The organism is Koromonas soli (genome assembly GCF_059726265.1).
In genome coordinates this window covers 3,017,593-3,038,931 of the sequence record NZ_AP040872.1, presented here as the reverse complement: position 1 = coordinate 3,038,931, position 21,339 = coordinate 3,017,593, and the positions used below count along the sequence as shown (strand labels likewise).

The following is a 21,339-nucleotide window of genomic DNA, read 5'->3' as shown; positions in this document are numbered from 1 at the left end:
GGTAAATCCCCGTTCGGCGATAGGAGGATCAGTCTAGAGTACGAGCCGATTTACGCAGCTTATCCAGAAACGATTCCAGGTCTTCTGGTAGGGGAGCTTGGAATTCCAAGGGTTTCCCGTTTTTCGGATGCGTCAGGCTGAGCCGCATGGCATGGAGGAAATTACGATGCAGCGATAGCGTCGCTGCGCTCTCACCGTGCGCGCGTGCTTTTTTCGCCTCGGTGCGTGAGCTGATCGCGTTTCCGTGGCGCTCACGCGCGAGCGTGTTGGGCAGCAGTACCTGCGGAGCGCCATACAGCGTGTCGCCAACGATCGGGTGGCCAATGGACGACATATGCACGCGGATCTGGTGAGTGCGGCCGGTTTCGATTCGAACCTCCACGACTGCGAAACGTCCATAGGGCGTCAGCAGCCGCTCAAGAAGCTTGTAGTGCGATACTGCGGAACGCGCCTCAATACCGGCGGTGCTCATCCGTGTACGGTTGCGAGGATCGCGCCCGATTGGATCGTTCACCGTGCCTTCTTCTTTTTTCGGCCAGTTGTGAACCAATGCCACGTACGTCTTGTGCACCTGCCGCGAAGAAAACTGATCGACGAGCTTGCGATGTGCGAGGTCGTTCTTGGCAACAACGATCAGACCGCTGGTGTCTTTGTCCAAGCGATGCACGATGCCCGGACGCAGCTCGCCGCCGAGTTCGCTGAGCTTGTTGAACCGGAATAGCAGCGCATTCACCAGGGTTCCGCGATTGCGCTCATCTTCCGCGCTGCCATTACTTGCATGGACAACCATGCCAGCGGGCTTGTTGACCACGGCCAGTTCTTTGTCTTCGAAAACAACTTCGAGGGGAATGTCTTCGGGGAAGGCCTTGAGCGGCGCGGCTTCTACTTCGCCAGTAATCTCGATCTGCTCGGTACCTTTGAGCTTCAGCGAAGCCTTGGCCGGGCGCTGGTTGACCAGAACTTTGCCCTGCTCCACAAGTTGCTGAACTCGTACACGACTGACGTTCGGAATCTGCGACACGAGGTATTGATCCAGGCGCACTCCGGCATCTTCCTCTGTGGCATTGAAGAGCGTTGGCTCTGAGGAGGCGCCGTCCTGCGGCGCTGCGGTCAGCAGGTCTTCCGAGTCAATGTTTTCAGTTTCTGTCGGCCGAGCAGTTTTGCGTGTCATCGCTTCTGAGCATAGCAGGTGAGGCTAGGCTCGTGATGCGGTCGGAGTAGCAGTCTTCGGCTTTGCCGCCGTCATTTGCAAGCTACGCAAAGGGGTGCGGCGAGCGTAGATGATGAAACCGCTGATGACAAGGCCGAGCGCGATCAGTTGCGTTCCACTCATCAACCCGCCGAGAACCTCGCCTCGTCCGGGATCGCCACGGAAGAACTCGAATACATAGCGCTCGATGCCGTAAACGATCATGAAAAGCGCAATCACCTGACCTTCAAACTTCTTACGCTTGCAGAGCGAGTAGAGGAACGCGAAATTGATTAGTTCGGCGACGAACTCGTACAACTGCGTCGGATGCAGAGGTCTGCCCAGCGGTGTTCCAGAGAACTCCGCAGCCCAGGGATTGTGGAACGTCACCGCCCAGGGCACGTGAGTCTCGCGCCCGTAGCAGCATCCGGCGGCAAAACATCCAATGCGTCCGAAGGCGTGCCCTAGGGCCACTCCGGGAGCAAATACATCGGCGGCCGAGAGAAAAGGAATGCGCTGACGATGCACGTACCACCAGCTACAAAAGATGGCCAGCACCAGCCCGCCAGAAAACACTCCGCCTGACTGTAGGGTGGCGACGCTGAAGATGCGGCTTGGTTCCGCAACGTAGTCGCGCCAGTCCACAATCAGCATCAGGAGTTTGGCTCCCACGATCCCGCTGAATGCAGCGATTCCGCCAAGATTCCACATCTGGTCAGGATCAAGGCTGCGGAAGCGCGCAAGATGAAATACGACCGAGAGGCCAGACACCATGCCCAGAGCAGCCATGAGTCCGTAAGTTGGCAGTGCAAACGAGCCGATATGAAAGAAGTGAGGGAACACGCTTTCTATTGTAGATGGAAACGCGTGCCCCACGGTCGCAGGGAATTCAAAGGATCGGTGGAATGCACACACGATTCGCGATAGCGGATAAGTTCGCCGCTAGGAGTCTAAGTGCCAGTCCGCTTGGCCGTGTGGGGCGGGGTTGCTATGAACCGAAAGCACCAGGTGGGCGCCCTCCGTGGTCCTTTAGGCCGATCCGACGAGGGATCAGCACACCAGACCAATTTTCGAGTCAGGCACCCGATTTAGAAATATCGGTTCGCAGTGGTGTACCACCCCATCACCAACTTTGCAGGCCGGCACCGTTAAGAATTAGATGCTATGGATTCGTGCGCCGAAGCGCAAGCGGAGCGGCGCGAAATGTTGGCACCCGAAATGCGTGTCCGAGAAACATCGCTGATTACGAATGTTGCAATTTTGCTCGGCGAATATTCCTCTTTTGCAACTTCTCTCGAACTCACGTGTTCGTTATCTCAACACACCGCACGGGCGCCACGTAGCGGCTGGGTTAGAGGAGAAGAAGCAATGAAAATAAGAACGATCTTGACGACCGCTGCCTTAAGTCTCGGCTCCCTGATCGGCAGCGCCCATGCACAACAGGTCGCGACCATCAAGCCAGTGCAGTGGGGATACTACAACAACTATTACGATGATCATGAAGCTCGCGAGTATAGGGCGGGTTTCCGTGACGGTGCACACTCGGGACGCGAGGACGCACGCCATGGGCGAGGGTTCATCCTGTATGAACACGGCTCCTACCGCGATCATGAAGATCGCGAGTATCGTGAGGGATACGAGCGGGGATATCGCCAGGCATTTCGCGCCAACGCCCGCTATGGTTGGGATCGTGACGGCGACGGCTACTGGCATGATCGGGATTGGGATCGGCGCTGGTAACAGTGGAAACTACGAACGATAGGCTCGTTTAGGACACTCTGAACGAGCCTTTGTTTATTGAACCCGATTCACTTCGTGCGCTTGCAATCCCATGTCGAACTTGAACAATCGCGCCGAATTTTCAAACAGGTATGCGGCGAGCGCCGTGGGGCCAAGCTCGAGTGAATGGACTGCCTCGACTGCATCGGACCACGTGCTTCCCTGAGCACGGAATAACACTCGCTCACGGCCGCTGAATTCCACAAACTCGCGAAACGCGCGATTCTGTCTCAGCTCCTCGGGCGATAACAAGAACGCAATTCGCGAAAAGCGTTGCATCATTGTGATGATCGTCGCGCTGTCGGTTTGCACCGGAGTGGCAATGACTATGTCGAGTTCGGGGAAATCAGCCGCAATCATCTCCACCTGGGGCCGCTGATACGTCCACCCATCGCAGGTGGCGAACTCAATCACCATCGGCACTCGAAGCTTGGCGCAGGCTCCGTAAAGCGGATACATGCGCGCAGCATCCAACCCTGTGACGCTGCATTCGGCCTTCGTGTAAGCTCCCGCCAGGTCGCCTTCCATGACGCCCTCATCGATCCAGCGAAGGCTCTCACCGATTCGCAATTGGTCATAACAGCCGAGACCACGAAGCCGACTTGAATTTCGCTTCGCTGTTGTTCGGACTTCGTGCGTCCTGCGGTCAGCACAATTCCATTGGTGCTGACATTGCGCGCAATTGCAGGGCGCCAATACGGCTCCGGCAATCCCATCGGCGGACATCGTCGGAGCGAGGTCCTGGTTGAAAAGAACGCAATCTGAGATCTGCTGCGCAGTGCCGGACCTTGGAATCCTGTGGAGGGCATCGATGATCGGCGTATGTGACATGGCGCGCTCCTCGCTGCAACTTTCGCTTCAGCGTAGCGGGGAGGAGACTGATTTGCAGTGACCCGGGTCACGACAACAAAGCTGCACCACTTGGAATCAGTCTGGCGTAAACCGACGCGCAAGAGTAAGGGCGCGGCAAGTGGCCGCGCCCGCTTCCAAGCTGCGTCAGGTTACTTCGAAGGAGTGGTCTGAGTGTCGGTTGAGTTCGGCGTGGTGGTCGTCGTGGTGCTCTGGGTCTCGGTGGTCGTCGTCGAAGACTTCTTGTGGTGCTTCTTCTTCTTCGCCGATGACTGATCATTCATCCCGGACTGGTCAGAGCTGGTGCTGCTGCCCATCGTGCTGCTGCTGTCGGTGTTCCCACTCATCGACCCGGCCGCACTGGGGTTCTTCTGCGAATCGGGGTTTTGCCCGCTGCTCGGATTCTCACGACCCATCGAGTCCGGAGAGTTCGTCTGCGGCGTTGCAGCCGAAGGCGTCTGTGTGGTTGAGCTGGTTGTGCTGGATGACTGGTCAGTGGTGCTGGTGGATTGCGCGAGTGCCATTCCGCAACCGAGCAGCGCGACCGAAGCCGTGTAGAGTAACTTCTTCATCTCAGGATCTCCTGAACCGAGTAATTCGACGTTGTGGCAGTACTCAAGCTTAGAGGAACGAACTCCCCGGAAGGTTGACCCAGCCTTCACGTTTTCTGAGCCGCTCAGGGTTTGCAGGGCAGAATGACAAATTTCTCCGTGGGCAACGCATCCAAGTCGCCATGAAGCGCAAAAAGATGTTGCAGACCATGGTGGCTGGAGCGGCAGGAGTGGGTGCCGCAGGGCTATTGGCCGGGATAGGTGCTCTGGTTGTAGGGCGTCGGTTATGGAACGCGTTCACCACGGCTACCCTGAGTGGCAAAGTGGTTCTCATCACGGGTGCCAGTCGAGGACTCGGGCTCGCGCTTGCCGAGGAATGTGCCGCCAATGGCTGCCGCTTGGCTATTTGCGCCCGAGATGATCAGGCACTGCAAAGAGCCAAGGGAAAACTGCACTCGATGGGTGCTGAGGTGTTCGCGATTCGCTGTGACGTATCAAAACGCGACGAAATCGAGACCATGGTTCGTGAAGTGATCGCGCGATACGGAAGGGTGGATGTCCTGATCAATAACGCCGGAACCATCGCGGTTGGCCCGATGAATGCGCACACGATTGAGGACTACGCGGAGGCAATGGACGTGATGTTCTGGGGCCCATTGCACACGACTCTACTGGTGCTTCCTCATATGCTGCAGGCTGGCGCAGGTCAGATTGCAAACATCACGTCGATCGGCGGAAGGATCTCGGTGCCACATCTGCTGCCATACTCAGCGGCGAAGTTTGCGATTACCGGTTTTTCCGAGGGCATCACAAGCGAACTGGCACATCAGGGGATTAAGGTAACAACCGTCATTCCAGGGCTGATGCGCACGGGTTCTCACGAGAATGCGTTTTTCAAGGGCGATCATCGCGCGGAGTATGCGTGGTTCGGAGTGTCGGCAAGTACTCCGGGGCTGGCAATGAATGCGAAGCGAGCGGCGCGCAGAATTCTGCAAGCCATTCGGAGAGGCGAGTCAGAGGTCATTCTTGGAATGCCCGCCAAGATCGCGGCCCTGGCTCACGGGGTTGCACCAGCGACCACCGTCCACGCTCTTGGATTTGTGAACCGCTTGCTGCCAATGAATCCGCAAAGCAATCAGGCGCGACATCGCGGAAAGGAAAGCGAGAGCGCAGCCACGAAGAGTCCTCTGACCGCATTTGGGTCGCTTGCAGCGCGTCGATGGAACCAGCGAAAAATTGCCTGAATGGAAAAGCCCGGCTGCGCGCCGGGCTTCTATTTGGATCTTGCGGCTTTTACTTCGCGTAGTGCAGCAGTGAGAACACGTCGTAAGGAGCGAGCTTATCGCGTCCGTTGAGGAAATCGAGCTCAACCAGAAAACTTAAGCCGCAGATGTCAGCGCCGAGCTTGTCTGCAAGCTTCGCCGCTGCCTGGGCTGTGCCGCCCGTGGCGAGCAGGTCATCGATGATCAGGACGCGCTGCCCTGGCTGAATGGCATCCTTGTGAATCTCCAGCGTGTCGGTGCCATATTCGAGAGCATAGGTGTAGCTCACGGTTTCACCGGGAAGCTTCTTCGCCTTGCGCACGGGAATGAACCCGGCGTTGAGGCGATAAGCCATCGCAGGGCCAAAAATGAAGCCTCGGGCTTCCATGCCCAGCACCAAATCGACATTCTTGTCGAGGTACGGTGATGTCATGTAGTCCACGACGCGAGCAAAACCGGCGCGGTCCTTGATCAGGGTCGTGATGTCGTAAAAGAGAATGCCCGGCTTCGGATAGTCGGGAATCTCGCGAATGAGTTTTTTCAGGTCTTCCGAATCCATTACGGTCTTAGTCGTGGGCAAGATGATCACCGTGTTTCTTCAATTTGAAATGTCTTGTAGCCGCTGAAAGGCGATGCGTCCTCCACCTCGACACGGTCGATGCGGGCAGCACGCGGACCTTCCTTTAGCTTGTCGTACAACGAACCCAATTGCTCATTGGTGCCCGACGCCAGCACTTCCACTGCGCCATCATCGCGATTGCGCACCCAACCTCCGACACCGATCAGGCGTGCTTCGCGTTCTACAAACCAGCGGAAACCTACGCCTTGCACGCGCCCAGTCACCAGGTACCGGCGAAATGTTGCAATCGAAGCCATCGCTCTCCCGAATGAAAAAGCGCGCCCTCAAATAAGGCGCGCGGGTGGTGAACTCTAGGCGCGAGAAAGGTACGTGCCTTCGGCGGTATCAACCTTGATCTTTTCGCCTTCGTTGACGAAGGGGGGAACCTGCACGACGAGGCCGGTTTCGGTCTTGGCGGGCTTGGTGACGCTGGAGGCGGTTGCCGACTTCAGGCCGGGCTCGGTCTCAATGACCGTAAGCTCGACGGTCTGCGGCAGATCGATGCCCACGGCCTTACCGTCATAAAACTCCACCGTGATCTGAAGGTTCGGCGTGAGGTAATCAACCGAATCGCCCAGCGTATCGCGGCTCAGCGGCGTCTGCTCGTAGTTGTTGATGTCCATGAAGTAGTAGGTGTCGCCGTCGTTGTAGAGGTACTCCATCTTGATCTCATCGACGGTGATTTTCTCGATCGCATCGCCGGAGCGAAAGCGATGCTCGAACATGGCGCCCGTGCGGAGGTTGCGCAGCTTGGCTTGAATAAAGGCGCGAAGGTTGCCGGGGGTGCGATGCTCCACGGTAAAGACCGAGTGAAGTTCGTTGTTGTGCTTGATGATCATACCCGGACGCATTTGAGTGGCAATGATTGCCATGACGGTTGTTGCTCCAATTTCTTTTGAGAATAATGGCCTTGGGCGGCGCTGCCGTCCCGACAGGCGGGTCGTGCCCCGGCCAGAGCACCCCTGCAAGCGTCTGATTGCTTGCGGAAATGGTAAAACCAGCCACGGCGAACAATCAATTCTACCCGTAGGAGGGCAGAATTTGAAACCAATAGAATCGTCAGCCCAATAACGCCGAGTCCCTCGGGCCGAGCTATCCGACCCTCAGGTGATGAGTAGCCTCGAGATAGTATGCGATCCGCTTTACTTCGCGCTTGATCGAAACCAGTTGCCGCTGGGACACAATCAACCAGCCAAAAAGCCGCTCGCTACTTTCTTCCACTCGATCCAAAGCCGCCCGCTTTGCGGCTGCTTTCGGCTAAATCATCGACCAGTTCGACCGGCGTCGTCAGGACAGGGTAGGGAATCAGATTCACGAGCTTGTCTCCAGCGTGAATCTCAGCGGCAACCTCAGCAAGATTTTCCATCAGCACGCGTACTTCTCCGCGATACCCTGCGTCAATCACGCCCCCGGTACAGGTCAAGCGCCGGGCGGCCATGGAGGATTTGTCGCGCAATAGGGCGCCGAGCGGTTCGCCGGAAGCACTGGTCAGTTCAATGGCGATTCCGGTAGGAACGACGGCGTGTCCGCGCGGTGCGATCGTGACAGCTTCACTGGCGTAGAGGTCGTATCCCAGGTCTTCACCGGGATGTGCGATGGTCGGCACCTTGGCCGAGGCGATCAGCAACTTCACTTTGAGCATGGGCTGACTATACCAGCAACAATGATGACGACGCTTCCGGTGGGCAAAAGCTTGCGAAGCGGTGCTCTGCTCACAATATAATCAGAAACGTCATGTCCTCTTTCCGTCCTGTTGATGAGCAACTGGCCTACCTGCGCAAGGGTTCGGTCGAAATCATTCGTGAGAGCGATCTTCGCGAGCGCCTCGAAAAGTCTTTCAAGAGCGGCAAGCCGCTGCGCATCAAGGCTGGGTTCGACCCAACGGCGCCCGACCTGCATCTCGGACACACGGTGCTCATTCGCAAGCTGAAACATTTCCAGGACATGGGGCATACCGTGATCTTCCTGATCGGAGACGGCACGGGGTTGATTGGCGACCCCACGGGACGCAACGCTACGCGGCCTCCGCTGACGCGCGAGCAACTCGACGCAAACGCAGAGACCTACAAGGCGCAGGTGTTCAAGATTCTCGACGAGGCGAAGACTGAGGTTCGCTACAACACAGAGTGGCTGATGAAACTCGGCTACGAAGGCTTTGTGCGGCTGGCAGCGAAATTCACGGTATCGCAGATGCTCGAACGCGAGGATTTCAGCAAACGTTTCAACGAAGAAAAGCCGATCAGCGTACACGAACTGCTGTATCCCATGATGCAGGGCTATGACTCTGTTGCGCTCGAGTGCGATGTGGAACTTGGTGGCACTGATCAGAAATTCAACCTGCTGATGGGGCGCAAGCTGCAGCAGGATTATGGTCAACCGGCTCAGATCGTGCTCACCATGCCGCTGCTGGAAGGGCTCGACGGTGAGCGCAAGATGTCGAAATCCTACGGCAACTATGTAGGCATCACGGAAACGGCGCAGGAGATGTTTGGCAAGCTGATGTCGATCAGTGACTCGCTCATGTGGCGCTACTATGAGCTGCTTACGGATCTCACGCTTCCGGAGATTGAAAAGATGAAGGCCGATGTTGCATCGGGTTCACTACACCCGATGCGTGCTAAGAAGGATTTGGCGAAGCACATCATCGCCGATTTCCACTCAGCGGCAGAGGCCGAAGCCGCGGAAGAAAACTGGGCCCGACAGTTCCAAAAAGACGAAGTTCCGGAGAACCTGGAAGAGGTTCAGATCACGGCCTCCGAAATGGGCACAATTACCGATGGCGTGGCCAATCTGAAGATCGACAGAATTATCGTCCGTGCCGGACTAGCTGACTCGAACAGCGACGCGCAGCGCAAGATTAGGGCCGGTTCTCTGAAGATTGATGGTGAGATTTACAAGGAACTCTACTTCCAGATCACCATTCCGGCAGAGAAAGTGTTTCGCGTTGGACGCAAGATGAAGAAGGTTCATCTCGGCTGATTCCTTACGTGCCCAACGTCTGCTTGGGAATAAGCGGACGTTGGGTGCAATGACAAAGCACCTCTGGTCTCGCGGAGCTATACTGCTTCCATGTTCGCCCGCAAGATTCGCGTGGAGTACGACAATGCCGGGGTTCCCGCTCCGGCTCCCATCAAGTGGCTCGACAACTTTTCCATGCGCAACTTCACCAACGATCAAATCTTTGACGACACTATTCCTGTGGCGGATGGGGTGATCGAGGTGGGTTCGCGTGTGCCGCTCGAACTACTCAACGAGCGTATGACGGACTGGTTTCGGCGCAAGGGATACATCGGGGCCGAAGGTGTTCTGCGACTGATCGAGATCTGACCGCAAAAGCCGCGCCAGCAGCAATCAAATCGAGCTTTCTCCGACCCGCGAGAACGCTTCACCATGCATCCAACTGCACCAATAAGTAGCGGATGTATCTCAGGTTATGGAGGGAGCGAAATGCCATCGAAGGCTGCAGCTACGGCGACAACGGATCACGAAGAGATAAAGAGATGGGCAGAAGAGCGCGGCGCGAAACCATCATGCGTACGCAAGACTGGAAGCCGCAACGATATCGGAATTCTTCGGCTGGATTTCCCGGGATACTCCGGCGCGGATTCGCTCGAAGAAATCTCGTGGGACGAGTGGTTTCAGAAATTTGACGAGCAAGGGCTCGCATTGCTGCATCAGGAAACAACGGCCAACGGACAGAAGAGCAACTTCAACAAGATTGTAAGCCGCGAAACGGCGAACGCCGCAAATCAGAAAAGCAGTCGAAGCTCTTCCGCTCGCAGCAGCAGCGGTAGTGCACGAAATTCTTCCGCTGGCCGGTCGGCGAACAGTTCCGGAAGATCGACGAGTGGTTCTGCGCGGAAGAGCAGCAGCTCTGGGCGAGCGGCGGCGAGCAGCAAATCTCAAGGGCGTAGCGGCAATCGGAGCACCGAAGCCAAGCCTGCGGAGAAAAAGAGCAGCAAGGTTACAACGATGGCTCGCAAGCAGAGCGCAAAACCGTCGCACACCCGCTCATCGCGCGGCCGCGCCGCATAACACAAAATGGCAGTACAGCACTTCATGCAGGCCTGGGACTTCCGGGCCTGCGTGCTGTATGGAAGCGCAAATTGATTCTAGCCAAGTTTTCGTGAGACTCTGAGTGTCGATGTCTCCGTCGATCCTTCATCTCACGGCCTTGTCAATGCCTTTAGCGTTTCTTACCGCTGGTTCATTCTCTCTTTTGTGCCGTCTCCTTCTGGCTGTTTCCCTTGCGGGCACTGTTTCCTCGACTGTGTTCCTCCTGCTGGCACTGGTGGCGGCGATGCGCAATCAGCGAATCGCACGAGCGCAGGTGGCATGTGCGCGCAGTATTCCGACCACGTCATTACCTTTCGTTTCGGTCATCAAGCCGTTGCATGGAGCCGAGCCACGGCTGGAGCAGAATCTTGAGAGCCTCTTCGTTCAGGACTATCCGGCTTATGAAATTGTTTTCGGATGCCGCACAGCCGAAGACCCTGCGCTGGCGATTGTTGAGCGACTGCGGGCGCGTTATCCGCAGGTAGCTGCGCGTGTCGTGCTTTCAGGCAATCCGCCGTGGCCGAGTGCGAAGGTCTGGTCACTCGACAAGATGATCGCGACTACGAAAAGTGATTTCCTGGTCATTAGCGACAGCGATGTTCTCGTGCGTCCCAACTTTCTGAGGAATGTGATTCCGCCGCTGCTCGATCCGAAGAACGGACTCGTCACCTGCTTGTATGAGGGCATCCCTGCCCCGGATATCTGGTCGCGGCTGGAAGCTCTGGGGATGTCGGTCGAGATGACCTCGGGCGTTATCACGGCCGACATGCTGGAAGGCATGCAGTTCGCGCTCGGTCCTGTGATGGCCGTGCGTCGCGATGCTCTGGAGAAATGCGGAGGAATCGCAGCGACGGCTGAGTTTTATTCGGATGATTTTGTGCTCGGAAATCTCGTATTCAACGCGGGATATACCGTGGTTTTGTCGCACTATCGGATTGGTCACGTCCTGTGCACGACGACTTTCCTTAAGACATTCGCGACACAGACGCGCTGGATGCAGAGCACCCGATACTCCCGTCCCAAGGGACATCTAGGAACGGGACTCACGTTCGCGATGCCGTTTGGCCTGCTGGGATTCATGTCGGCTGCTATTCTCGGACACACTTCAGCGGGATCGATTCTCCTCGGCTGGAGCGTGCTGAATCGCATTGTGCAGTCTCTCGCCATCGGTTACGGCATTGTTGGCGACAAGCGCTCGCTGGTATTTTGCTGGCTCTACCCGGTGCGCGATCTGCTTGGATTTTTCGTTTGGGTCGCGAGTTACTGCGGTGGGAGCAGTTTCCGTTGGCGGGGCGAACTCTACCGGTTCACCCCTGGTGGCCGGATCGTGAATGTCATCCGTGCGAAGGAAGCGCAGCCCAGCTAGATGATTGCTACGCCCGGGTCAGCTTTCCGTCTTTGAGATGGAATCGTTCGCCGCGCCAGACAATGGTGTCTCCACCGAAACTGGCGAACCATATTGCAACTCCAACGACGTCGCGCGCCGGAACGAGCCATAGATCACGCATTGTGCGGCGGTCATTGAGAATTGGACCGCAGAGCAGATAGGCGGAAGCGAAGCGCGCCAGCAATACAGCCCACAGCAACGCCATCGTCCACGAAGCGCCACCTGAGAAGATGTCGGCGAGCATGGCCCATGGCAGTCCAAAGGTGAGCAGTACGCCGACATAGCCGAACTTGCGCAAGTCACGCACGGTGCGCGCCCATCGCAACTGGTGCTGGAACATGGCGCCGAAGCTGTACTCGGGCAGGAAAGTTTCGACGACCACATTCGAAAGCACGACCTTGTATCCCGCTTCGGAGATCATGCGGCCCAGTTCGTGATCGTCAGCGAGGTAGTCCAGCAGAGCGGAGAGCCCGCCAATCGCGTCTGCTGCTTCGCGTTTAAATGCGAGCGTGGAGCCCAAGCCGAAATGCAGGCCGCCTTCCAATTCCATCGCACACAGCACGCCGCCTGCGAAGTCAGTGGCGATGGTGATGGCCTCCATACGCGATGCGAGACTGCGTCCTGCTTCGGCACGATAGAGGGCCGTTACCATGCCGACCTGCGGGTCCTGCATTGGCGAGACTACGCGGCGTAGATAGTCGGTGGGGACGCGGATGTCGCTGTCATTGATGATGATGTGGTTGTACTTTGCTTCGCGCATCATCTGCGAAAGATTACTCACCTTGCGGTTGCTGCCCAGCACTTCGCGGCAGACAACGACGCGAATATCGCGCTCGGGGAATTCGCGCCGCAGGCGCTCGACATCCGCGAGGGCCTCGTCTTCGGAATCATTCACGCCGAAGATGATCTCGTAGTGCGCGTAATCCTGTAGGCAATGCGAGCGAAAGCTCTCGTACATCTGGCGGTCGCTGCCACGCAGCGGCTTGAGAATGCTAAGGGGAGGCGTGAACCCCTCCGTCGTACTCGCACCTGCGGACTTGCGCCGCCGCAGAAACCGCCACTCGCTCCACAGCGATAGGAGAAGATACCCGAGGCCACAGAGGGCCAGAAGCGCAAAAAAGTAGGTGGCGAGTTGAGGAAGCGTTTTCAGCATAGCTGCCGAATAGAGCTTATCGGAAGAATGAGGCGGCCGAAAGTGGCGTGCCCGAAACTTACGACTTTTCGCCTCCATTCGCTTCAGGCATACTCAGGGGTTAGGAGAGTGCCTGATGAAATTGCGTCCGTGGCATTGGATTACGCTCACGATCTGCGTGGCTGTTTGCATGGGCGTGCTCTATCGCGAGCATCAGGTCACCGTGGGACGCGATGCTTTCAACCGTCTCGGATGTCCAACGTGCCACGGCGCGGGTGGTGCGCCCTCGCTGGCCCACGTGGGGAAGAAGTACGACCGCAAGATGTTTGTCGAGTTTCTGAATGATCCTGAGACGATCTACGCGCGACGCGATCATAAGCCTCTGAATGCAGGCTACGTGCCGATGCCTCGGCTTCCTGCTTCTCCGCAGGACATTGAAGCAATATCGTTCTTTCTTTCAGCCCAGCGATGATGAAACTCAGATTTTCGAGCGCGAGTGCTCGCGAGGAGTGAATTTGCATTCTAAGTTGAAATGGATCATCGTTCTGCCTATTGCATTATTTGCCCTCTGGGCCTCGTATCACGTGTACGAACTCGATCTGGGCAAACGTTCCTTCGCACGCCTGGGGTGTGCAAGCTGTCACTTTTCGGGCGGCGGACCGAATCTGGCCAACATACTGCCACAGTACGACGAGCCCACGGTTGAGGATTTCATCCGTGATCCCGAGGCGGTATATCGCAGGCTCGGTCGCAAGCCACTGAATCCTGGATTTGCCATTATGCACAAGGTGAAAGCGAGCGACACTGAGGTCCGCGCGATGGCGAAGTATCTGAAGAGCTGGTAGGGAAGATGAGTATGGCCAAGGCAGACTCATTCGAAAAATGGGAACAGTGCATTCTGTTGTGTGCGGTGCTTGTCATGGGCGCGGTTCTGCCCAGCGCCGCGCAGGAACCCTCGCGAACGGCGCCGCTTTCTCCACAAGCCCGGTTGTTGGCCGCCAGAACCGCTTTTGTGGAGCACTCAGGGGCGCGGCTGCCGAACGACGTCATCGGCGAAGCGTTCCAGGGCTGGGGAAGATTCACCATTGTTGACGAGATGCAAAGAGCCGATCTGATCATCGCCATCTCCGCCCCGGTGGTTGATTCTGGCGTCAGCGTTAGCAGCGGCGATTCGCGCACGGGGACAACCACATCTCGTCCGCTTACTTCATCGAACGTCACGCAGATCCGGCTGACGATTCTTGATGCGCGCGACAGGGTCGTGCTCTGGAGCGGCGTCGAACAGCCCAAATCGTCCATGAAGGAGCGGCAACGGGAAGATAACCTGGTCCAGGCTTCACTGAAGGTCTTCCGTCGATTCCGGAATACGATTGAACCGGAGCCTGCACCGTAGTTTCGACTGCGTTTTCCACGCTCGTTCACAGTTTTCCACCGTTTGCCACAGCATACGCACAGGCACGGTCGGTTTTCGTCTTTTACTCCGGCCCGGGTTATTGCATTCTCCTATCAACGCAACGGTACGCACGATTCTGCGTGGTGCTTCCCGGCTCGGGAGGCGGCGAACAGCGAGCGGAACCAGTTGGCGGACGGCACTTCTGAACCTGCGGCAACGCAGGCTTGCCCCGGTACGGCGCGAGAGATCGCAGCCGACGACGGCGCGGAATCCGGACACCAACCATCCCGCATCGCACCTTGGCAACAGGGTCGCTGCTCACAGAGACGGAAGGGGAGCCGGGCGTGAGCCCTCCGGTAACGGACCAAAGTCCGCGGAGTTCGCTCTAGTCGAGGCTCCCAGGTTTCCGCAAGGCGGCGGGAGCGAGTCACTCGACGCAGTACGCGCGCACCGTTCATGGCCCGGAGAGGCGGCTGGCCTCCCCGGGCCAACTTTCAGCTTGGCGAAATTTGTTTTCTCTTTCGCTGGAAGTGCTTACGCGTAGCGACGGGCTTAGCCGTTTGCGAGCTTCGGCCATTGCACACTACCATCGGAACAGTGTTCCGCATTTATCGCTGCTGTTCTGATCTGATTATCGATTTCTATGCCTGCTACTGATTTCAGTCTCGATCGTGGTCTCCCAGCCAGTCCTGAGGCCGAACGCTCCATCCTCGGCGCAATTCTGCTCGACAACACCCTGCAGAATGAAGCTCTGTCCTCGCTGAAGGCCGACCACTTCTTCCTCGACGCCCATCGGCGTATCTACCAGCGCGTCATGGACCTGTCTGAGACGAATCGTCCTATCGACATCGTCACTCTGACAGAGGAACTGCTGCGCTACAAGGAACTTGAGGCCGTTGGCGGCGCGGCCTATCTTGCGTCGCTTACCGACGGCGTGCCCCGCAGGTCTTCGGTCGAGCATTACGTTCGCATCGTGCGCGACAAAGCGATGTTGCGCAACCTGATCCATGCGGCTAACGGGGTGATCTCGCAGGCGCTCGAGCAGGCTTCCACCGCGTCAGAGGTCATCGACGCCGCTGAGTCGAGCATCTTCAACATTTCTGAAGAGCGCAGCGGACAACAGCTTACGGATATCAAGACGATCGCCATGGAGTCCTTTGGCGGCGATCTCGATAAGCTGTTCCAGCGCGGCGGACGAATCACGGGGCTCGAGACCTACTACACCGATCTCGACGACATGACGAGCGGATTGCAGAGGTCGGATCTGATCATCATCGCCGCGCGTCCCTCCATGGGCAAGACGGCTTTTGCCATCAACATTGCCGAGAACTGTGCAGTGCAGGGTGGCAAGAGTGTTGCGGTCTTCTCGCTCGAAATGTCGAAGGAAGCGCTGCTCAACCGTATGCTCTGTTCGCAGGCAAGGGTGGACGCGCACAAGATGCGCACGGGATTCCTCGCCCGCGAGGATCTAAACAAGTTGCGCGGAGCGCTGGACAAACTGATCCAGGCACCGATGTACATCGACGATACGCCGGGCATTTCGTTGACGGAATTGCGAGCCAAGGCACGTCGCAAGGCGATGGACAAGGAAGGACTCGACCTGATCGTGATCGATTACCTTCAGCTTATGTCCGCATCGGCTCCGGGCGGTCGCCGTTACGAGAACCGTACGCAGGAAGTATCGGCGATCTCGCGAGGACTGAAGGCGATTGCGAAGGAACTGAAGGTTCCGGTAATTGCGTTGTCACAGTTGAGCCGTGCTCCTGAATCGCGCGGAGGCAAAGACGCCGAGCCAAAGCTCAGCGATCTTCGCGAATCGGGTTCGATCGAGCAGGACGCCGATATCGTGATGTTCCTGTACCGCCCCGAGTATTACGATCGCAACAACCCGGAGCTGGAAGGCAAAGCCAAAGTTATCGTAGCCAAGCAACGCAACGGCCCGACCGATACCATTCAGCTCGCCTTCATCAAGGGCTCCACGCGTTTTGAAAATTTGCTGCGCGAAGAATGGCTGCACGACTAATACAGGGCTGAGGCAGTAACGATGGTGTGCCTCGTTACTGCCCACCCCTCGCCCGATACGCAGCCTCGGAATTCGCGTTCATTCCTGGTGTAACTTCGCCAACTACGTATTCGATGTTCCTGCCTCGCACCTCGAGCGCAAGAGTGTTGTTGTCCGTGCGGACGAGTTCGGTGTGTTTCGATTGGCCATCTCGCGGCTGCGGTGTGAACTTCACTTCCGCGAGCACCTGCTCCTCATTGGCCTGCACCAGTTCAGACGCAAGCTCGTTCCAATACTGTCGGACAAACTGCAATTCCGGACCATCTGGTGAATCAATCTCGTGAACTGCGTAATCTCCGGCGGGCAGAAGCACGCCTCCAACCTCCACCGGAGAGTTGATCTCGAGATGTCGGACAGCAACCTTATGCTGCCGTGTGGAGGCCGCTGTCGCGCCATCGGCGACTCCCGCCAATACGAGCGCGAATCCGAGTGCGACCATGAGATTGCGGGTGAGGGCGCCAACTGCGAAGTGTTTCATGAGGGTTCTCCTTGTGTGAATGTCGGCGCAGATCCCGTGCGCCGTTGTATCGTGCACAACGAGGAGACCGGCGGTTTTATTCCATATCCGCTGAACGCGACAGATTTCAATTCGACCTCGCGCCTAACTGTCCTTGACTTTAGATATGCTCCACGGTTTCCCTTATGTTCACTATGAAAGCGGCTTAACTTGGGCGTATCGCAAACAAACAGAGCTATACTGAATTTGTTAGGGTCTAATTGCCTTGTCATCTACACAGCAGAAATTCTCCATGCACACGCGCCCAAACTGGGCTGAAATATCGCTCTCCGCTCTGGCTGAAAACTATCGGATCATTGCCCGCCATCTTGGCCCCGGAATAACGCCTTGCTGCGTCATCAAGTGCGACGCTTATGGTCACGGCGTTATCGAAACCGCTCGAGCGCTCGAAGAAGCCGGAGCACAGTGGCTCGGTGTGACCTCCACTGAAGAGGGAATGGCCGTGCGTGAAGCTGGTGTGCGCCTGCCTATCCTGGTTATGACCGGATTCTGGCGCGGCGAAGAAGAGATGCTACTGCGTTACGACCTGACCCCGGCCATTGCAACGCTAGATCACGTGGAAGCCCTCGAGCGCGCCGTAGCATCTGCTGGAGGAAAGGGACGAAAGATAGCCGTCCATCTGAAGGTGGACACGGGCATGTCGCGCCTGGGAGTCTCTCTCGCCGAACTGCCCGCGCTGGCCAAACGAATCGCCACCTCACCCGTGGTCGAACTACAGGGAGTGTTCAGTCATCTGTCCGAGTCAGAGGTGCTTGACTCGGCGGCGGCTGAAAAGCAGCGCGCGCGATTTGAGCGTGCCTTGGCTATCCTGGCGGAGGCGGGACTAAAACCGCGTTATCGCCACCTGGCGAACACCGCCGCGACGGTTGCGCGACCCGACACGTGGAATAACATGGTGCGTCCGGGCCTTGCGCTATACGGATACAACCTCAAATGTGAAGGGCCTGGAGCCGAATCGGCCACCCTGCCCGTTAAGCCGGTGCTCACCTGGAAGACGCGTATTGTGGCGTTGCGTGACATCGCAATAGGTACTCCCGTTGGTTATAACGGGCGCTGGAAAGCCGAGCGGCCCACGAGACTGGCTGTCATCCCTGTAGGTTACGGTGATGGCTTTACGCGCCACCTCTCGCGCGAAGGCCGCGTGATCCTGCACGACCGATACGCGCCCATCGCCGGCAATGTCAGCATGGACTTGACGATGATCGACGTCACCGACATTGCCGACGCGGCGATTGGCGACGAAGTGTTGCTGATCGGCCGCACGGAGCACTGCTCGGTAGGCGCCGACGACATGGCGCGACTGGCAGGCACGATCACGTACGAGATTCTGTGCGGCCTCTCTCCCCGCGTTCCTCGCGTGTACGTCGCGTAGAGCTAAGAAGGGGATTTGTAAGTATTTCAGGCCTGCGATGCGTCACTCTCTGCTCATGCTTGTACCGGATTCGACCGCGAAGGTCTTCCACAGCAGCGGATTCGACAAAACGGACCCTTGTGTTACAATCCATTTGAAGCCAATAGGAAGCATGGTTCACCTCTGAACCTTTCCGAATACGTGCCGAAGTGGCGGAATTGGCAGACGCGCATGGTTCAGGTCCATGTACTCGCAAGGGTGTGGGGGTTCGAGTCCCTTCTTCGGCACCATTAGAGATCCAAGCCCTGTGTAGCCAAACGGTTACGCAGGGCTTTTAGTTTGTGCTATTGAACCTTGCCTAAGATGACGGTGTGAATTCTGCATTATCCCGCGGCACTTACTCAGGATGGGGACGGCCGTATGTACCGACGGCCTCACCGGTAGTCTGGAATACTCCCTGCTATTTGAATTTGCAAGGCTATATTGTTCTGTCGCCTTGCATCTTAATCTCGATGCGCTAGCTCGCCCGGTTAGCGCATAGGAAGTCGTTAGTTTGCGGCGGATCAGCATCATCACTTTCGACGACGAGGAAGGAGGATTATGCAATCGATTCACGATGGACAATGCGGCCTCTGTGTTCACTTCGGGGAGCCGCATGCGGTTGATCAGAAACTGGTCGAGATCCGAAAGAACAAGAATGCGCCAGAGGTTCTGGTCGATGATTGTGGACATCCCAAACATGCCTCGTTGCACCTGAAAGTAACTCCGATCAGCGGGTGCGACGGATTCGAGCCGGCGAAAGCTGCTTAGACCTGACAACTCCGCAGCCCTGTTGCAACCCGACAGGCGCTGCGGAGTTCGAATCCCGAACGTTACCTAGTAATGAACGTGGTCGCTGGAATATGGCTGACCGTGCTTGTCTGAATGTTGAGGGATAGTGGCTGGAGATTCTTTGATCTCGATGGTGCCGAGCGAGGTCGAGGAGTCCGTCAAGGTGACATCGCGGGCAAGTTTGTTGACCTCGGATGATTCCGCACGTTCATACCAGACTGCAAGCCGATAACGTCCTGGTGCGACGCTGGATATCCTAATTTGACCCTTCGGATTGCTGACCGCGAAGTACGGCGTTGGGAGCGCGAGCACGTAGGCGCTCATCTCGGGATGAATGTTGCAGAAGATGAAGGAGACCCCAGGCTGGTCGAAGCGTACGGTGCGGGAAGTCCCTGCTTCATAGAGTCCAAGATCAAATTTCTCACCTTTGTACAGAGAAAAGACGTTGTGAAACCAAGGATCAAGGTTTGGAAACTCGACCGGGGATCCGACAGGAACAGCAAGCACGTGCGGATGAAATTGCTTGTCCTTCTGAGTGATCTGGTAACGACGTTGTCGCAAAGGCTGCGGCTGAGTTTCCTGGGTGAGCGGGGTGAGCCAGACTACTACGCCTTCGTTACCGGATGATGGCGACTTGCCTCGCACGTGATCCACGATGATCTGCAACTCTACAGTCGAGCCTTCAGCCAAGGCGAGCTGGGTCAGCGACATAGCCACCAGAACTATGAATGCACTGCGGAGCCACGGCCCTAGCGCGATCTCGAATCTGGGGAATGACATTAGAAGCTCACTCCAGCACCGATATTGACTTGGTCGCCTGTATTGCGCAGACCGTCATAACGAAACGTCCAGATCTTACGGTACTCCACACTCAAAAGCAGATTTGATTTTGGGCGAAGGATGAAGTTGCCGAATGCGGAACGATTCCTTGCAAGTGGCGTTGTGTAGAGACCCACAGGTATTGGCGTCCACTCCAGATCTGAGGCGAAAACATTGTCCTGGCCTATCGCGGAGTTCAGCTCCCACTTGGGATGTGGGTGGAATTTTAGCTGCGTCCATCCACCCAAAGCATTGAGCGGGTGAAGTCGTGCGTTACTACTCGTCGGATCGGAGTCGAATACAACGGATTGCCAAATGCCGCCTCCCAGCCCACCAACGGCCTTGCCTCGGTAGATTTCTCCGCTAATTTCTAATCGAGTGATGATGGGGATTCGCGCGAAGGCAGTTACCGCCCATGCATCCGTCTGGCGTCCAAATTCGTAATTGAGATGGCTTCCGTAGCCGCCGATTCCGACTACGAGCGGTTGTTGCAGACGTTTGCTATTGAGCGACAATTGGGCGGCAAAGGCAGGCTTGCGTGATCGTTCACCGGGGCCAATATAGTGGCCATAGTACTCGGCGATTGTGGCGTCGGTGAGTGGGGCAAGAATGCCGCCACTCAGGTCAAGGTAGCTTTGGCCTGAGGTTCTGAAACGATGTCCGACAACAATCTGCGGCGTCCACGCCCAAAGATTTCCCGAGTAAGACATTGCAGGCTCCGCGACAGAAGCGTAAGAAGTGGGCGACAGAGGCGAGAAGAACAATGTCTCCTGTCCGACAATCAGCGATGTGTTGTTCCAGTCGAGATGCGCGCTTGCCTGTCGCAAACGAAGGATGCCCAGCGTGGTGCCGTAAGGCTGCTGTGATGGGAAGCCGCCAAAGAAATCGGCGCTAATACTGGCGCTAGTTGCGGCACCACCCAGATTAGGTCCGAATACTTGCAGACCAAGATAACTTTGCCGGACTGAGGCTCCCACGCTGCCTTTCGCTTCCGAAGCAACGGCGAGTTTTGGCAGATCGGCAACATCGAAGGCGTTCCGGTTGCTGAATGCATTCATCAGCATCAGTCCGAAGATCTTTACTCGATATTTCGATTCGCTCTCAACTTTGGTTTGTTGTTGCTCTTCTACGCGGGCAGCGAGCAACGTCTGATCGGCGCTTAATGCAGCGACAGATTCAGACGAAGGGAAGGGGCGGTTCTGATTTTGTTTCGCAAGGTCGGCTGCGGATGGAAAGGCGTCGGTTGAGTTCGTCCGCTCTTTCGTCACTGGATTACGTGCGGCGAATTCTCGACGCAAGTCAGCGAGTTCAGTTGCAAGCTGCCGTATCTCAAATTGTGCCTGCGAAAGCTGCCCGCGCGTCTCGTCGAGCTCAAGGTGGAGTCGATGAACCTCGGTTCTGGTGTCGGCCTCTTCCGTATCAGGGAGCGTCTGAGCCAATGCGGGCGACGTCGTGCTTATCAGAATTCCGGCGGCCACAAACAAGCGGGCGGTCGTGTATTTCGAACGAAGGCGGAATGGGTTGGTCACGGTAACACCTCGC

The 21,339-nt window shown here is 57.0% G+C and carries 24 protein-coding genes, 1 tRNA gene and 1 other RNA gene; 13 read left to right on the top strand and 13 right to left on the bottom strand.

Annotated features, from left to right (window positions below):
• Nucleotides 1-28: 28 nt before the first annotated feature.
• The 3 genes from AC6IY8_RS13280 to ssrS form a co-directional block, all read right to left on the bottom strand.
• Nucleotides 29-1,171: an RluA family pseudouridine synthase gene (locus AC6IY8_RS13280; RefSeq protein ID WP_497775003.1), complete on the bottom strand. Its 1,143-nt coding sequence runs from the start codon at nucleotides 1,169-1,171 to the stop codon at nucleotides 29-31.
• 24 nt (nucleotides 1,172-1,195) lie between these two features.
• On the bottom strand, nucleotides 1,196-2,032 hold the full coding sequence (gene lgt / locus AC6IY8_RS13275) for a prolipoprotein diacylglyceryl transferase (RefSeq protein ID WP_497775002.1): 837 nt from the start codon (nucleotides 2,030-2,032) through the stop codon (nucleotides 1,196-1,198).
• A gap of 112 nt (nucleotides 2,033-2,144) precedes the next feature.
• A non-coding RNA gene (gene ssrS / locus AC6IY8_RS13270) (6S RNA) lies at nucleotides 2,145-2,333 on the bottom strand.
• Between the two features lie 224 nt (nucleotides 2,334-2,557).
• On the opposite strand from ssrS, the gene AC6IY8_RS13265 reads away from it, so the two are divergent.
• Nucleotides 2,558-2,929: a hypothetical protein gene (locus AC6IY8_RS13265; protein WP_497775001.1), complete on the top strand. Its 372-nt coding sequence runs from the start codon at nucleotides 2,558-2,560 to the stop codon at nucleotides 2,927-2,929.
• Between the two features lie 54 nt (nucleotides 2,930-2,983).
• Here AC6IY8_RS13265 and AC6IY8_RS13260 read toward each other — a convergent pair whose 3' ends face one another.
• Nucleotides 2,984-3,799 (bottom strand): amidohydrolase family protein, encoded by an 816-nt coding sequence (locus AC6IY8_RS13260; protein ID WP_497775000.1) that lies wholly within the window; start codon nucleotides 3,797-3,799, stop codon nucleotides 2,984-2,986.
• Nucleotides 3,800-3,969: 170 nt separating this feature from the next.
• Nucleotides 3,970-4,389, bottom strand: coding sequence for a hypothetical protein (locus AC6IY8_RS13255; protein WP_497774999.1), 420 nt, complete (start codon nucleotides 4,387-4,389; stop codon nucleotides 3,970-3,972).
• Between the two features lie 161 nt (nucleotides 4,390-4,550).
• Here AC6IY8_RS13255 and AC6IY8_RS13250 point away from each other — a divergent pair, with 161 nt between their 5' ends.
• Nucleotides 4,551-5,612, top strand: a complete 1,062-nt coding sequence (locus AC6IY8_RS13250; RefSeq protein WP_497774998.1) for an SDR family NAD(P)-dependent oxidoreductase — start codon at nucleotides 4,551-4,553, stop codon at nucleotides 5,610-5,612.
• Nucleotides 5,613-5,661: 49 nt separating this feature from the next.
• On the opposite strand, the gene AC6IY8_RS13245 is transcribed toward AC6IY8_RS13250, so the two are convergent.
• The 4 genes from AC6IY8_RS13245 to AC6IY8_RS13230 form a co-directional block, all read right to left on the bottom strand.
• Nucleotides 5,662-6,189, bottom strand: coding sequence for an adenine phosphoribosyltransferase (locus AC6IY8_RS13245; RefSeq protein WP_497778632.1), 528 nt, complete (start codon nucleotides 6,187-6,189; stop codon nucleotides 5,662-5,664).
• A 26-nt stretch (nucleotides 6,190-6,215) separates the two neighbouring features.
• Entirely contained in the window at nucleotides 6,216-6,506 is a 291-nt protein-coding gene (locus AC6IY8_RS13240; protein WP_497774997.1) for an acylphosphatase, read from the bottom strand.
• 54 nt (nucleotides 6,507-6,560) lie between these two features.
• Nucleotides 6,561-7,121, bottom strand: a complete 561-nt coding sequence (gene efp, locus AC6IY8_RS13235; protein ID WP_497774996.1) for an elongation factor P — start codon at nucleotides 7,119-7,121, stop codon at nucleotides 6,561-6,563.
• Nucleotides 7,122-7,456: 335 nt separating this feature from the next.
• Nucleotides 7,457-7,891, bottom strand: a complete 435-nt coding sequence (locus tag AC6IY8_RS13230; RefSeq protein ID WP_497774995.1) for a dUTP diphosphatase — start codon at nucleotides 7,889-7,891, stop codon at nucleotides 7,457-7,459.
• 92 nt (nucleotides 7,892-7,983) lie between these two features.
• Here AC6IY8_RS13230 and tyrS point away from each other — a divergent pair, with 92 nt between their 5' ends.
• The 4 genes from tyrS (at nucleotide 7,984) to AC6IY8_RS13210 (ending at nucleotide 11,671) form a co-directional block, all read left to right on the top strand.
• Nucleotides 7,984-9,228, top strand: coding sequence for a tyrosine--tRNA ligase (gene tyrS / locus AC6IY8_RS13225; protein WP_497774994.1), 1,245 nt, complete (start codon nucleotides 7,984-7,986; stop codon nucleotides 9,226-9,228).
• Nucleotides 9,229-9,318: 90 nt separating this feature from the next.
• On the top strand, nucleotides 9,319-9,576 hold the full coding sequence (locus AC6IY8_RS13220; RefSeq protein ID WP_497774993.1) for a hypothetical protein: 258 nt from the start codon (nucleotides 9,319-9,321) through the stop codon (nucleotides 9,574-9,576).
• 120 nt (nucleotides 9,577-9,696) lie between these two features.
• Nucleotides 9,697-10,284: a hypothetical protein gene (locus tag AC6IY8_RS13215; RefSeq protein WP_497774992.1), complete on the top strand. Its 588-nt coding sequence runs from the start codon at nucleotides 9,697-9,699 to the stop codon at nucleotides 10,282-10,284.
• A gap of 109 nt (nucleotides 10,285-10,393) precedes the next feature.
• On the top strand, nucleotides 10,394-11,671 hold the full coding sequence (locus AC6IY8_RS13210) for a glycosyltransferase (RefSeq protein WP_497774991.1): 1,278 nt from the start codon (nucleotides 10,394-10,396) through the stop codon (nucleotides 11,669-11,671).
• Nucleotides 11,672-11,678: 7 nt separating this feature from the next.
• Here the strand turns inward: AC6IY8_RS13210 and hpnI are convergent, their stop codons facing one another.
• Nucleotides 11,679-12,845 carry a bacteriohopanetetrol glucosamine biosynthesis glycosyltransferase HpnI gene (hpnI, locus tag AC6IY8_RS13205; RefSeq protein WP_497774990.1) on the bottom strand — a complete coding sequence of 389 codons (1,167 nt, stop codon included), beginning with the start codon at nucleotides 12,843-12,845 and terminating at the stop codon, nucleotides 11,679-11,681.
• Between the two features lie 115 nt (nucleotides 12,846-12,960).
• On the opposite strand from hpnI, the gene AC6IY8_RS13200 reads away from it, so the two are divergent.
• From AC6IY8_RS13200 to dnaB, 4 genes are all read left to right on the top strand, one after another.
• Nucleotides 12,961-13,296 (top strand): c-type cytochrome, encoded by a 336-nt coding sequence (locus AC6IY8_RS13200; RefSeq protein WP_497774989.1) that lies wholly within the window; start codon nucleotides 12,961-12,963, stop codon nucleotides 13,294-13,296.
• Nucleotides 13,297-13,339: 43 nt separating this feature from the next.
• Complete coding sequence (locus AC6IY8_RS13195) at nucleotides 13,340-13,669, top strand: c-type cytochrome (protein ID WP_497774988.1); 330 nt, start codon at nucleotides 13,340-13,342, stop codon at nucleotides 13,667-13,669.
• An 11-nt stretch (nucleotides 13,670-13,680) separates the two neighbouring features.
• Entirely contained in the window at nucleotides 13,681-14,217 is a 537-nt protein-coding gene (locus tag AC6IY8_RS13190; RefSeq protein WP_497774987.1) for a hypothetical protein, read from the top strand.
• Nucleotides 14,218-14,860: 643 nt separating this feature from the next.
• A complete protein-coding gene (dnaB, locus tag AC6IY8_RS13185; protein ID WP_497774986.1) occupies nucleotides 14,861-16,240 on the top strand; it encodes a replicative DNA helicase in 1,380 nt (459 codons plus the stop codon).
• 34 nt (nucleotides 16,241-16,274) lie between these two features.
• On the opposite strand, the gene AC6IY8_RS13180 is transcribed toward dnaB, so the two are convergent.
• Nucleotides 16,275-16,757 (bottom strand): hypothetical protein, encoded by a 483-nt coding sequence (locus AC6IY8_RS13180; RefSeq protein WP_497774985.1) that lies wholly within the window; start codon nucleotides 16,755-16,757, stop codon nucleotides 16,275-16,277.
• Between the two features lie 271 nt (nucleotides 16,758-17,028).
• On the opposite strand from AC6IY8_RS13180, the gene alr reads away from it, so the two are divergent.
• The 3 genes from alr to AC6IY8_RS13165 all read left to right on the top strand — a co-directional run bounded on the left by alr (nucleotide 17,029) and on the right by AC6IY8_RS13165 (nucleotide 18,957).
• Nucleotides 17,029-18,168, top strand: a complete 1,140-nt coding sequence (alr, locus tag AC6IY8_RS13175) for an alanine racemase (protein ID WP_497774984.1) — start codon at nucleotides 17,029-17,031, stop codon at nucleotides 18,166-18,168.
• 182 nt (nucleotides 18,169-18,350) lie between these two features.
• A tRNA-Leu gene (locus tag AC6IY8_RS13170) sits at nucleotides 18,351-18,437 on the top strand.
• Nucleotides 18,438-18,747: 310 nt separating this feature from the next.
• Entirely contained in the window at nucleotides 18,748-18,957 is a 210-nt protein-coding gene (locus AC6IY8_RS13165) for a hypothetical protein (RefSeq protein WP_497774983.1), read from the top strand.
• A 66-nt stretch (nucleotides 18,958-19,023) separates the two neighbouring features.
• Here the strand turns inward: AC6IY8_RS13165 and AC6IY8_RS13160 are convergent, their stop codons facing one another.
• Together AC6IY8_RS13160 and AC6IY8_RS13155 are read right to left on the bottom strand one after the other, a co-directional pair.
• The gene (locus AC6IY8_RS13160; RefSeq protein WP_497774982.1) at nucleotides 19,024-19,758 is read right to left on the bottom strand and encodes a cupredoxin domain-containing protein; all 735 of its coding nucleotides are present in this window, start codon (nucleotides 19,756-19,758) and stop codon (nucleotides 19,024-19,026) included.
• A complete protein-coding gene (locus AC6IY8_RS13155; RefSeq protein ID WP_497774981.1) occupies nucleotides 19,758-21,326 on the bottom strand; it encodes a hypothetical protein in 1,569 nt (522 codons plus the stop codon). Before AC6IY8_RS13155 ends, AC6IY8_RS13160 begins: the two co-directional genes overlap by 1 nt.
• Nucleotides 21,327-21,339 lie beyond the last annotated feature (13 nt).